General features: G+C 66.0%; 11 protein-coding genes. 10 read left to right on the forward strand and 1 reads right to left on the reverse strand.

Annotated features, from left to right (window positions below; all coding sequences use genetic code 11):
- The 6 genes from H5T65_12450 to H5T65_12475 all read left to right on the forward strand — a co-directional run.
- A partial coding sequence (locus H5T65_12450) for a UDP-glucose 6-dehydrogenase (GenBank protein ID MBC7260046.1) occupies positions 1 to 148 on the forward strand: 148 nt, incomplete at its 5' end.
- Positions 149 to 223: 75 nt separating this feature from the next.
- Complete coding sequence (locus tag H5T65_12455) at positions 224 to 1,555, forward strand: UDP-glucose/GDP-mannose dehydrogenase family protein (GenBank protein ID MBC7260047.1); 1,332 nt, start codon at positions 224 to 226, stop codon at positions 1,553 to 1,555.
- Complete coding sequence (acpS, locus tag H5T65_12460) at positions 1,552 to 1,953, forward strand: holo-ACP synthase (GenBank protein ID MBC7260048.1); 402 nt, start codon at positions 1,552 to 1,554, stop codon at positions 1,951 to 1,953. The genes H5T65_12455 and acpS overlap by 4 nt, the downstream gene beginning before the upstream one ends.
- 145 nt (positions 1,954 to 2,098) lie before the next feature.
- Complete coding sequence (locus H5T65_12465) at positions 2,099 to 3,034, forward strand: MoxR family ATPase (GenBank protein MBC7260049.1); 936 nt, start codon at positions 2,099 to 2,101, stop codon at positions 3,032 to 3,034.
- Positions 3,035 to 4,270, forward strand: a complete 1,236-nt coding sequence (locus H5T65_12470) for a DUF58 domain-containing protein (GenBank protein ID MBC7260050.1) — start codon at positions 3,035 to 3,037, stop codon at positions 4,268 to 4,270.
- Complete coding sequence (locus tag H5T65_12475; GenBank protein ID MBC7260051.1) at positions 4,267 to 5,724, forward strand: DUF4129 domain-containing protein; 1,458 nt, start codon at positions 4,267 to 4,269, stop codon at positions 5,722 to 5,724. The genes H5T65_12470 and H5T65_12475 overlap by 4 nt, the downstream gene beginning before the upstream one ends.
- On the opposite strand, the gene H5T65_12480 is transcribed toward H5T65_12475, so the two are convergent.
- On the reverse strand, positions 5,714 to 6,070 hold the full coding sequence (locus H5T65_12480; GenBank protein MBC7260052.1) for a hypothetical protein: 357 nt from the start codon (positions 6,068 to 6,070) through the stop codon (positions 5,714 to 5,716). The two genes, H5T65_12475 and H5T65_12480, sit on opposite strands and share 11 nt — an antisense overlap.
- A 66-nt stretch (positions 6,071 to 6,136) precedes the next feature.
- On the opposite strand from H5T65_12480, the gene H5T65_12485 reads away from it, so the two are divergent.
- From H5T65_12485 to H5T65_12500, 4 genes are all read left to right on the forward strand, one after another.
- Positions 6,137 to 7,147: a polysaccharide deacetylase family protein gene (locus tag H5T65_12485; GenBank protein MBC7260053.1), complete on the forward strand. Its 1,011-nt coding sequence runs from the start codon at positions 6,137 to 6,139 to the stop codon at positions 7,145 to 7,147.
- 141 nt (positions 7,148 to 7,288) lie between these two features.
- A complete protein-coding gene (locus H5T65_12490; protein MBC7260054.1) occupies positions 7,289 to 8,245 on the forward strand; it encodes a MoxR family ATPase in 957 nt (318 codons plus the stop codon).
- 9 nt (positions 8,246 to 8,254) lie between these two features.
- Positions 8,255 to 10,009: a TIGR04190 family B12-binding domain/radical SAM domain protein gene (locus tag H5T65_12495; GenBank protein ID MBC7260055.1), complete on the forward strand. Its 1,755-nt coding sequence runs from the start codon at positions 8,255 to 8,257 to the stop codon at positions 10,007 to 10,009.
- 1 nt (position 10,010) lies between these two features.
- The gene (locus tag H5T65_12500; protein ID MBC7260056.1) at positions 10,011 to 11,291 is read left to right on the forward strand and encodes a DUF58 domain-containing protein; all 1,281 of its coding nucleotides are present in this window, start codon (positions 10,011 to 10,013) and stop codon (positions 11,289 to 11,291) included.
- The last annotated feature ends 157 nt before the right edge of the window (positions 11,292 to 11,448 follow it).

The following is an 11,448-nucleotide window of genomic DNA, read 5'->3' on the forward strand; positions in this document are numbered from 1 at the left end:
GAACGAGTTCAAGCATCTGGACTTGAAGTGGATCAAGGAAGCCATGCGCCGCCCCATCATTGTGGACGGGCGGAATATCTACGACCCCGAAGCGATGCGGCAGTTAGGCTTCCTGTACCGCGGGGTCGGTCGCGGCTACGGTGTGTAACCGCGAATCGCAGGTGCGCGGCCTCTCCACGCCATCGGCCTGCCGATTCGCCCATCATTGCAAAGGAGCAAGAGTATGAAGAGAATCTGCATGATCGGCGTGGGCTATGTGGGGTTGGTTACAGGCGCTTGCCTGGCCGACTTAGGCAACCATGTGGTGTGCGTCAACCGCGACGAGCGCAAGGCCGCCAACCTGCGGAAGGGCATCCTGCCCATCTACGAGCCGGGGCTGGAGGAAATCGTTCACCGCAACAGCGAGGCGGGGCGACTGTTCTTCACGACCTCCTACGATGAGGGCGTCAAGGACGCGGAGTTTGTCTTCATCTCGGTGGGGACGCCGTCGGGGCTGGAGGGCGAGGCCGACCTGCAACATGTGCACGACGCGGCGGTGGAGATCGCCAAGCGCCTGGATCACCCGCTCATCATCGTGAACAAGAGCACCGTCCCCATCGGCACGGGCGACTGGGTGGCCGACATCGTGCGCGAGAACATGCCCGACCCATCCATCCCGTTCTGGGTGGTCTCCAATCCCGAGTTCCTGCGCGAGGGTTCGGGCGTGTACGACTTCATGAACCCCGACCGCATCGTGCTGGGTTCGTTGAGCCGCGAGGCCGCCGAGCGCGTGGCCGAACTGTACTACCCGCTCCAGGCCGAGACCATCATCACCGACCTACGCACCGCCGAGATGATCAAGTACGCATCCAACTGCTTCCTGGCGACCAAAATCTCGTTCATCAATGAGATTGCCGCGATTTGCGAGTCGCTGGGCGCCGACGTGAAAGAGGTGGCGCGCGGGATGGGCACCGACAAGCGCATCGGCCCGCATTTCCTGGGCGCTGGCATCGGCTGGGGCGGTTCCTGCTTCCCCAAGGATGTCAAGGCGCTCATCCACATGGCGACCACCCACGGCACGCGCCCGCAACTCCTGCGCGCCGTGATGGAGATCAACTACGACCAGCGCAAGCGCATTATCAACCACCTGCGCGACATCCTCGGCTCCTACAGGGGCAAGGTGGTGGGGCTGCTTGGGCTGGCCTTCAAACCGAACACCGACGACATGCGCGACGCGCCATCCATCACGCTGGCGCGGCTCCTGGTGGCCGAGGGCGCACAGGTGAAAGCCTACGACCCCGTGGCGATGGAGACCGCGCGCCGCGTCATGCAGGACGTGCCCGTAACCTATTGCAACGACCCGTATGAAGTCGCCGAGGACGCCGACGCGCTCATTCTGGTTACCGAGTGGAACGAGTTCAAGCAACTGGACATGCAGCGCATCAAGAGCCTCATGCGGCAGCCGGTGCTGATGGACGGGCGCAACATCTATGACCCGCCGCGCATGCGCGAGTTGGGGTTCATCTACCGCGGCGTGGGGCGCGGCCACAATGGCGGTTTGGTGCGCGACAGATGAGAGCCTTTCCCTTCCCGCCACTCCCCGGGGGCGCGCTGTCGGTCGGCGTGGACTTGATAGAAGTGCCCAGGATCGCGCGCGCCGTGGAGCGGTGGGGCGAGCGGTTCCTGCACCGCGTCTATACCCCGAACGAGATCGCCCTGTGCGACGGCCGCATCCCCGAGTTGGCCGTGCGCTTCGCGGGCAAGGAGGCCATCTCCAAGGCGCTGGGCACCGGCCTTGTGGGGATAGACTGGACGGAGATGGAGATTCTCGCCGACTATCGCGGCAAGCCCATCGTGCGCCTGCTGGGACGCGCCCGCAAGCGGGCCGAGGAACTGGGCCTGCACCAGTGGGCCATCAGCCTGACGCACACGAAAGAACACGCCATCGCCATGGTCGTGGCCAGCAGCCCGTAACGCCCGCGCGCGGCGAGAGACGGCTCTACGCGGAGCGCCCTGTAGAGTGGGGCGCTCCGCTTTTGTCTTGAGTCCAACGTGAGATTCTTGCGCCCATCTCGGGCGGTGGTATACTGAATGCAGACGGACATTAGGGGAGGTGGACATGATTCACGAAGCCATGGCCCGCGTGCTGGACAACGTGGACAGGGTCATCGTCGGCAAGAGGGCGACGGTGGAGTTGCTGCTGGCCGCCATGCTGTGCGAAGGGCACGTGCTGATTGAGGACGTGCCCGGCATCGGCAAGACGACCCTGGCGAAGGCGGTGGCCCGATCCGCCGGCTGTACCTTCAGCCGCCTGCAATTCACGCCCGACCTGCTGCCCAGCGACGTTACCGGCATCTCCTTCTTCAACCAGAAGAAGCAGGAATTTGAGTTCCGCCCCGGGCCGGTCATGTCCCAAATCCTCCTGGCGGACGAGATCAACCGCGCCACGCCGCGCACCCAATCGGCCCTGCTGGAGGCGATGCAGGAGCGACAGATCACCGTGGACGGCGTTACGTACCCACTGCCGCGCCCGTTCCTGGTGCTCGCCACGCAGAACCCCATTGAACTGGAGGGCACCTTCCCTCTGCCCGAGGCGCAGGTGGACCGCTTTCTCATCAAGGTCGCCCTGGGCTATCCCACGGAGCAGGAGGAGAACGAGATTCTCCTGCGGTTTGAGCGCGAAGACCCTCTGGAGCGCCTGCAACCCGTGATGCAGGCGGAGGACTGGCTGACGCTGCGCGACGCCGTCCGACGGGTGCGCGTGGAGGAGTCGGTGCGCCACTACGTGGTGCGAATTGTGCGGGCCACGCGCGAACATCCGGCGGTGATGCTCGGGGCCAGCCCGCGCGGGACGCTGGCGCTGTACCACATGGCGCAGGCGATAGCGGCCATTCGCGGGCGCGAGTTCGTCTTGCCGGATGATGTCAAGTACCTGGCGCCCTTTGTCCTGGGTCATCGCATCATCATCAGTTCGCAAACCCGACTGCGCGGGCGGCGGCCGGAGAATATCCTGGCCGAGGTCGTGGAGTCGGTGTCGGTGCCGGTGGAGCAGTAGATGTTCAACGACACCTGGATCGCGCTGGCCGTTTTCTTCGGCCTGCTGGGGGTGCTGTTCCGCCAGGAGTCGCTGGTCATCATGTCTACCGTGCTGCTGACGGTCATTGCGGTGGCGTGGCTGTGGAACCGGTACGCTCTGCGCGGCGTCCTCTATCGGCGGCAACTCAGCGAACGGCGCGCCTTTGTCGGCGAGGAAGTCATGTTGTCCATCCAGGTAACCAACGGCAAACTGCTCCCCGTAGCGTGGCTCAAGGCCGAGGACGAACTCCCGACGGCCCTTCCGCTCATCGGCGACAGGCTGGCCCCCTCGCACAAGGAGACGGTCGGCTATCTGGTCAACCTGTACTCCCTGCGCTGGCGCGAGCGGGTAACGCGGCGGTTTCGCCTCTCGTGCGCGCAGCGCGGGTTCTACGCCCTGGGGCCGGTGCGCATGCAAGCCAGCGACGTGTTCGGCCTGTTCAGCGCGGCCGTCGTGGACGAGCGGGAAGACACGCTCATCGTCTATCCGCAGGTGCTGCCGCTGGAGGCGTGGAACCTGCCCCCGAAAGACCCCTTCGGCAACGCAAAGGCCGAGGAGCCGCTCTTCGCCGACCCCAGTCGCGCCGTCGGAGTCCGCGACCACCAGCCGTATGACGGCCAGAAGCACATCCACTGGAAAGCCTCCGCGCGCCAGCAGCGGCTACAGGTGAAGGTGTACGAGCCGACCACCAGCCCACAGTGGATCATCTTCTTGAACGTCAACACCCTCCCCGAACCGCTGCAGGGGAGCGATCCCGTGCTTCTGGAGCAGATCGTCAGCCTGGCGGCGTCGGTCGCGTCGTTCGGCGTGGAGCAGAAGTACATGGTGGGCCTGGTGGCCAACGGGAGCCTGCCCCGCTCGGATCAGCCCCTGAAGGTGCTCCCCAGCCGAAGCCCGGATCACCTGATGCACATGCTGGAGGCATTGGCGGCGGTAACGGCCTTCTCCACGTCGCGCATGGAGCAGTTGCTTGAGACCGAGTCGCCCAAGTTGCCGTGGGGCGCGACGCTCATCGTCATCACGGGCATCGTCTCCGATGCGCTGCTGGCCACGCTTCTGGAGTTGCGGGCGGCGGGGCGCAAAGTCGCGCTGGTGGCGGTAGGCGCCGAGGTGGATCGGGAGCAACTGCACGGCATCCCGGCCTACACCGTGTCGCGGCGGCCCCTGGCGGACGTGGGGATGTGGCAGGTGCAAGAAGTGGAGGCGCAGGCGTGAGCGCGACTCGCTGGGACTGGAAGCGCGCGCTGTTGGATTTCGCGCTCATCGCGATGGAGATGGCGTGGTTGTCGCCGTGGTTTCTTTTCTTCATCCGCCCGTTCGCGCCCCAGCACCCTGCGGCGCCCCTGGCGCTGGCCGTGCTGGTGGCGCTGGCAGTCGTGGCGCTGTTCGTCAAGGGGATGAACCGCCTGAACGTGGCGCCCGGGATGGTGTCGGCCCTGGTGATGGCGTTGGGGCTGCTGTCGGGGCTGCTGGCCGTGCGCGTGCACCTGTACCCGGCGAATCTCACCGCCGGCGCGTGGCTTGCGCAACTAGCGCGGCGCATGGCCCAGATTTCGGAGGCGATTCCGGCGGATTTGGTGCTGTTCCTGCTGGTGGCCCTGCTGTGGTGGCGCGGGCTGACGCTGGGCGCGCGGGAGCACACCTTTGAGCGGATTGGGTTCAGTTTCCGCGCGGGGATCGTGCTCCTGATGTGGAATGCGGCCCTGGCCTCGCTGCTGGGATGGCGCGTTCCCATCCTCGGGTTCGCCGTAACGTTCTTCTTCTTCGGCCTGCTGGCCGTGGGCGTGGGCCGCGTGTACGATTTGGAACTCCAGCCCGAATCCGGCGGGCGGGTGTCCACCCCGTTCTGGCTGGCGTCCACGCTGGGGGCGATTGCCGCCGTGCTGATGGCGGCGGTCATCGCGACCCAATTGCTCACGGTGGGCAACATCAGTGCCGTGATGCGGTTCCTGTCGCCCGTCTGGAACGTGCTGGGGAAAGCGGCGCTCCTGGTCGCGCAGGTGTTGATCTGGCTTCTGGGGCCGCTGCTGGACTGGGTGGTGCGGTTCTTCCGGACGCACGCGCCGCCCGAATTCACCGGCGCTACCCCTGCGCCCGAGGCCACGCCCGAGTTCCTGCCCCAGACGCCCGTCGCGCCGCCCGCATACCTGGACATTCTGAAGTATGCCGTCGTGGGCGTGTTCATCCTCGGAGTCCTGGCGCTCGTGGCGTTTTCCGTGCGGCGGGCGCGGGCCTCAGCCGCCGAGTCGGGCCGCCGAGAGGAGCGCGAGGTTGATTGGGGCCTGACGACCCGAGGGCCGGGCCTCCTGGGCACCATTCGCGCGGGCCTGGATCGCGTGGGGCAGTGGCTCACCTTGGCGGGGGAGTTCGGCCTGGGCCAGCGGTTCCGGGCGGCGGCCTCCATCCGCTGGATTTACGCGAACCTGCTGCGCTGGGCGGCGAGCATGGGGCACCCGCGCAGGGAATGGCAGACGCCCTACGAGTTCCTCCAGGCGCTGGCGCCGGCGTTCCCCGACCTCGCGTCGGAGATGCAGGCGATCACCGAGGCATACGTCCGGTCGCACTACGGCGAACTGCCGGACACGGACGAGGAATTGCAAAAGATCCGCTCCTGCTGGGAGCGGATCCTGGCCTGGCAGCGTGCGAGCGAAGAGGGTTCTACGCCGTGATGGCGATCTGCACCTCGGGCTTTTCCAGGAGGAACAAGAACACAAGGGACAAGGCGATGGCAAGAATGCTGGTAACGATCCAGCCTACATCCAGCGTTCCTTTCGTTACCACGCGGGGCAGGAGCATGAGCACGCGGACGATGACATTGAGCCCCTGCACGAAGATGCTCAGGGTGAGGGCCCACGGGCGACGGCGCACCAGCCCCCAGCCCAGCAGGCCGAAAAGCAGGACAGGCAGGATGAGCACGGTGATCTTGGCGGTGAAGAGCACCCCGGGTGGGAACATCAGTGTCGGGATGAACTGCGAGATTGCAATGGCCCAGATGAACTTGTCGGCTTTGGTCATGACGTTTCCTCCCAACCGGTCTCGGACCTTGTGGAATTAGACTTATTATACCAGACAGGAGAGGCGATGTCAACAACTTGCGCGTCGGTGCGCGTAGGGGAGCAACGCGAGGGGCTTGCCCGCAGGGCGCGTCGCGGCGGGGTGGCGGTGGTCGCGGCGCTGGCGTTGGCCGCGCTCGCCGCATGCGGTTCCGCGCCGGCCCCTATCTCCACGCCCGACCCGCCTCTGCCAACGGCGACGGCGTTCGTGCCCGCGCCCACAAACACGCCCACGCCGCTACCCTCGCCGACGGCCACACCCACGCCCTCGCCGACGGCGACGCCGCTGCCCACGTCGCAGCCCCCACCGACGGCGACGCCGACCGTGCGGGTCGCATCCACCGACGGCCAGGTGACCCCCGTGCCCATCCTGATGTACCACCACATCGCGGACTTGCCGGACGATGCGAACTCGGACCAGCGGGATTATGCCGTATCCCCCGCCCGTTTTGAAGAGCAGTTGCGGTACCTCAAGGCGCAGAGCTACGAGTCGGTCAGCCTCTATGCGGTGATTCGCTACATGGAGGGTGTGGACTCGCTGCCTGCCAGGGCCGTCGTTATCACCTTTGACGATGGCTACCGCGACAATGCGGTGGTCGCCTTCCCGCTGCTGGTGAAATACGGGTTCACAGCGACGTTTTTCATCAACACCCAACCCATTGACGACGAGTACCCCGGGTACATGACCTGGGCGCAGGTGGAACAGTTGAGCCGCGCCGGAATGGACGTGGAATCGCACAGTTACAGCCACCCGATGCTGACGCGCCTTTCGGACGAGGACCTGCTCCGGGAGATTCGGAAGGCGGGCGATGCCATTGAGCGGCACACCGGCAAGCACCCGCGCCTGTTCTCATACCCATACGGCACGTACAACCGCCAGGTGGTGGACGCACTGCGGGCCGAGGGGTACCTGGGCGCAGTTACGCTGCGTTCGGGCACGGCGCGGACCTCGCCGTCCGTCTTTGACCTAGCCCGCGTGTGGGTGCGCTACGACGACACGCTGGAAGCCTTCGCGGCGAAGTTGGAGCGAGGCCGATGATGCCCGATGGGGTTCGGTTGTGGCGCCGGATGAACCGATGGGCCGCGCCAAAGGTATGTAGGGTAGTGGAATTGTCCCGCCGTGTGTTTCCGGTATAATCTAGCGGGGGCGCCGCCCCGACGACAGAGAAAGGGCTTTGTCATGGAAACCGTACAAGAAGTCGCCAAGCGAATTGTGGACAACGTGGAGAAAGTCATCATCGGCAAGCGCCAGCAGGTGGAGCAGACCGTCATCGCGCTCCTGTGCCAGGGCCACGTGCTGATAGAGGACGTGCCAGGCGTGGGCAAGACCATGCTCGCCAAGACCATCGCCCGCTCGCTGGGGTGCACGTTCCAGCGCATTCAGTTCACCCCCGACATGCTGCCCAGCGACGTAACGGGCGTGTCGGTGTTCAACCAGAAGACCCGCGAGTTTGAGTTCCGCCCCGGTCCCATCATGGCGCAGATTGTGCTCACCGACGAGATCAACCGCGCCACGCCGAAGACCCAATCGGCGCTGCTGGAGGCGATGGAGGAGAAGCAGGTTACGGTGGACGGGATTACCTACCCGCTCCAGAAGCCGTTTCTGGTGCTCGCCACGCAGAACCCCATTGAGTACGAGGGCACCTTCCCTCTGCCCGAGGCGCAGTTGGACCGGTTCATGTTGCGCATCAGTGTGGGCTATCCGTCGCCGACGGATGAGATTCGCATGTTGGATTCGCAGCAGCGCGTCCATCCGGTGGAAACGGTGGAGCAGGTGGTCAGCGCCGAGGCCCTGCTCCAGGCCCAGGAGGCGGTCAAAGAGGTGCACATAGACGATGCAATCAAAGAGTACATCGTAGAACTCGTGAACACATCGCGCAAGCATCCGGACATCTACCTGGGGGCCAGCCCGCGCGGCTCGCTGGCGCTGTACAAGACCGCCCAGGCGAAAGCCGCCGTGGAAGGCCGCGACTACGTCATCCCCGACGACGTGAAGGCCCTGGCCATTCCGGCGTTGGCGCACCGCCTGATCGTGTCGCCGGCAGCGCGCATCAAGAACGTGGACGCCAGGGTTGTGGTGCAGGAGATTCTGGATTCTGTCCCGGTCCCCGGAACGCGGGCGCGCCCACGGAGGTAGGCATCCACCATGTCGCGTCTTGATCTCGTCCTGCTCCATGCCCCCAGCGTGTACGACTTCCGCCAGGAGTCCATCCTGTACGGGCCGGTGAGCGATTTGGTTCCGTCCACGCCCGTGTTTGAGATGTACCCCATCGGGTTCACCACCATCGCCGAATACCTGGAGCGCCACGGGTTCCGGGTGCGCATCGTGAACCTGGCGGTGCGCATGTTGCGGGAGAAGCGGTTTGACCCCGAAGCGATGATCCGCTCGCTGAATCCGCGGGCGTTCGGCATAGACCTGCACTGGATGCCCCACGCGCACGGGGCTATAGAGGTGGCGCGCCTGGTCAAGAAGCACCACCCCGACACGCCCGTTATCTTCGGCGGGTTCTCCGCTTCGTACTTCCACCGCGAGTTACTGACGGAGTACCCCGAGGTGGATTTCGTCGTGCGCGGCGACTCCACCGAGGAACCCATGCGCCAGTTGATGACGGCCCTGCGCGACGGCGGGGATTTCGCGGGCGTGGACAACCTCACGTGGCGCGACCCCGACGGTCAGGTGCGGGCCAATCCCATCGGCTTCTCGCCCGACACGCTAGACCACGTCCTGCTGGACTATTCCTACGTCATCCGTAGCGTGGCCCGCTACCGAGACCTGGCCAGCGCCATCCCATTCCGCCACTGGCTGGACTACCCCATCACGGCGGCGCTAACGTGCCGCGGCTGCACCTACGGCTGCAAGACCTGCGGCGGGTCCGCGCAGGCCTTTGAGCAGATACACCAGCGCCAGCGCCCCGCGTACCGCTCCCCGTCGGATTTGGCGCAGGACCTTCGCAGCATCAGCCGCTTCAGCAAAGGGCCGGTATTCGTGCTGGGCGACATTCGCCAGCCCGGCATGGACTACGCCGAGGCATTCCTCGCGGCGGTCAGGGGCTTCCCCAATCAGGTCATCCTGGAATTGTTTGAGCCGGCCTCGCGCGAGTTCATGCAGTTGGTGGGGCAGAGCCTGCCGCATTGGACGCTGGAGGTGTCGCTGGAATCCCACGACGACGAGGTGCGCCAGGCTTTCGGGCGGCCCTACACCACGGCGGCCATGGAGAAGACCATGGAGTACGCGCTGGAGGCGGGCTGCGAGCGGCTGGATGTCTTCTTCATGATTGGCCTGCCCAAGCAGACCTACGAATCCGTCATGGGAACCGCCGAGTACTGTCGCCATCTGGTGCACGATGTGGACAAGGGCCAGCCGCGCCGCTTGATCCCGTTTATCTCGCCCCTGGCCCCATTCCTGGACCCGGGAAGCGAGGTGTTTGAGAATCCGGAGGCGCACGGCTATCGCCTCTTGTGCCATACGGTGGAAGAGCACCGGAGGGCGCTGGTGCAGCCGTCGTGGAAGTACGTGCTGAACTACGAGACGCGGTGGATGAACCGCGACGCCATCGTGGACAGCACCTACGCGGCGGGGCTGGCGCTGAACCGCCTGAAGACGGAGACGGGCATCATCCCGCGCGCCGTTGGCGAGGCCACGGAACGGCGCATCCACAAGGCGCGGCGGCTCATCGCCCAGATTGACGACATCATGAGCATGGACGACGCCGACCTTCGGGCCAAACTCCTTCGCGCCCTGAAGCCCCAGGTGGACAGCGCGAACATCTCCACCGTGTGCGAGAAGAGCGAGTTGGAACTGCCGCTGGGCTGGGCGAAACTGAACGTGCCGGCGGCGGCGACGGTGCTCCTGAGCGGGTTGCGGCGGAAGATCACGCGCTCGGAGACGAAGGCGGGCTGAAGTGAAACGCACCATTAGCATCGTTCTGGTGGTTGTGGCGGCGCTGGTCGTGGCGGTTACGACGGTGCAGCCGCTGTACGACCAGATCGCCTATGTGGTTACGCTGACGGTGGTGGTGGCGTATGCCTGGGCCAGGGTGGGCGCGCGCTCCGTGGAGTTCGTTCGGCATACCCCCGCGCACCGCTCGCAGGTGGGGCGCTACATAGAAGAACAGTTCACCGTGCGCAATACCAGCCTGGTCCCCAAACTCTGGCTGGAGGTGCGCGACCTGTCCGAGTTGCCCGGGCACCGCGCCAGCCGCGTGGTAACCTCGCTGGGGCCGAGACGCAAGCGGGGCTGGACCGTGCGCACGCTGTGCCAGCGGCGTGGGCGGTTCCGTCTGGGGCCGGTGGAACTAACCAGCGGCGACGCCTTCGGGCTGTTCCGCATCACGCGCCGCGTAGAGGCCACGGCGTCGGTGGTGGTGTACCCCTATACGGTGGACCTGCCGGCGTTTCTCCCGCCAGGCGGCGAACTCCCAGGCGGCGACGCCCTGCGCCGCAGGACGCACCATATCACCACCAACGTGTCGGGCGTGCGCGACTACGAACCCGGCGATGGGTTCAACCGCATTCACTGGAAGTCCACCGCGCGGCACAACAGGCTCATCGTCAAGGAGTTTGAACTGGATCCCCTGGCCGACCTGTGGCTGTTCCCCGACATGCACAGTGCCGTGCAGGTGGGCCGGGTGGCCGAGTCGGCGGACGAGTGGCTGGTGCCGGCCGTCCTGATGAAGGAGGCCCCGCGCGTGCTGGAACCGAGCACGGAAGAGTACGTGGTGTCGGTAACCGCATGTCTGGCGAAGCATTTCCTGTCGCGGAATCGGGCGGTGGGCCTGGCTGCCCAATCCGCGCACCGAGAGTTCATCCAGCCGGACCGCGGCGACCGCCAACTGGGCAAGATCATGGAGACGCTGGCGGTGGTTCGGGCGCGCGGGCACGTGCCGTTGGCGCAGGTGCTGGCCGCGGAAGGGATGGGGCTGCCGCGCGGGACCTCGGTTGTGGTGATCACGCCGTCAACCGACCTGCGTTGGGTGCAGGTGCTGAACCACCTGCGGCGGCGCGGGCTGCGGGCTATCGCCGTGCACGTGGCCGCCAGCACCTTCGGCGAGGCCCCCGCCAGCGACCCCGTGCTGGCTGAGTTGGCGCTGCACCAGATTCCCACCTACGTGGTGCGGAATGGCGAGCGGCTGGAGGAGGCGCTGAGCGCCGACCGCGCCATGCTGGCGCGTCGGGCGGGGTAGGGGCGCGCGTGCGCCGGATTTCACCGCCGAGGCCGCCGAGGGCGCAGAGAGGATACGGGTTCGCCCGACGCTGAAGCATCGGGCTGAACGGGCGAAGCCCCGAAGGGGCTTTGTTCTTTCAGCGCGGGGGTTTAGCCCCGCGCGACGATGCGGCGAT

The sequence above is a fragment of the Chloroflexota bacterium genome, from assembly GCA_014360805.1.
Taxonomy (GTDB): domain Bacteria; phylum Chloroflexota; class Anaerolineae; order DTLA01; family DTLA01; genus DTLA01.

What these genes read in the sequence shown, in the direction of transcription:
- H5T65_12455 (MBC7260047.1), top strand. Translation starts at nt 224, where the DNA reads ATGAAGAGAATCTGCATGATCGGCGTGGGCTATGTGGGGTTGGTTACA.
- acpS (MBC7260048.1), top strand. Translation starts at nt 1,552, where the DNA reads ATGAGAGCCTTTCCCTTCCCGCCACTCCCCGGGGGCGCGCTGTCGGTC.
- H5T65_12465 (MBC7260049.1), top strand. Translation starts at nt 2,099, where the DNA reads ATGATTCACGAAGCCATGGCCCGCGTGCTGGACAACGTGGACAGGGTC.
- H5T65_12470 (MBC7260050.1), top strand. Translation starts at nt 3,035, where the DNA reads ATGTTCAACGACACCTGGATCGCGCTGGCCGTTTTCTTCGGCCTGCTG.
- H5T65_12480 (MBC7260052.1), bottom strand. Translation starts at nt 6,070, where the DNA reads ATGACCAAAGCCGACAAGTTCATCTGGGCCATTGCAATCTCGCAGTTC.
- H5T65_12485 (MBC7260053.1), top strand. Translation starts at nt 6,137, where the DNA reads ATGTCAACAACTTGCGCGTCGGTGCGCGTAGGGGAGCAACGCGAGGGG.
- H5T65_12490 (MBC7260054.1), top strand. Translation starts at nt 7,289, where the DNA reads ATGGAAACCGTACAAGAAGTCGCCAAGCGAATTGTGGACAACGTGGAG.
- H5T65_12495 (MBC7260055.1), top strand. Translation starts at nt 8,255, where the DNA reads ATGTCGCGTCTTGATCTCGTCCTGCTCCATGCCCCCAGCGTGTACGAC.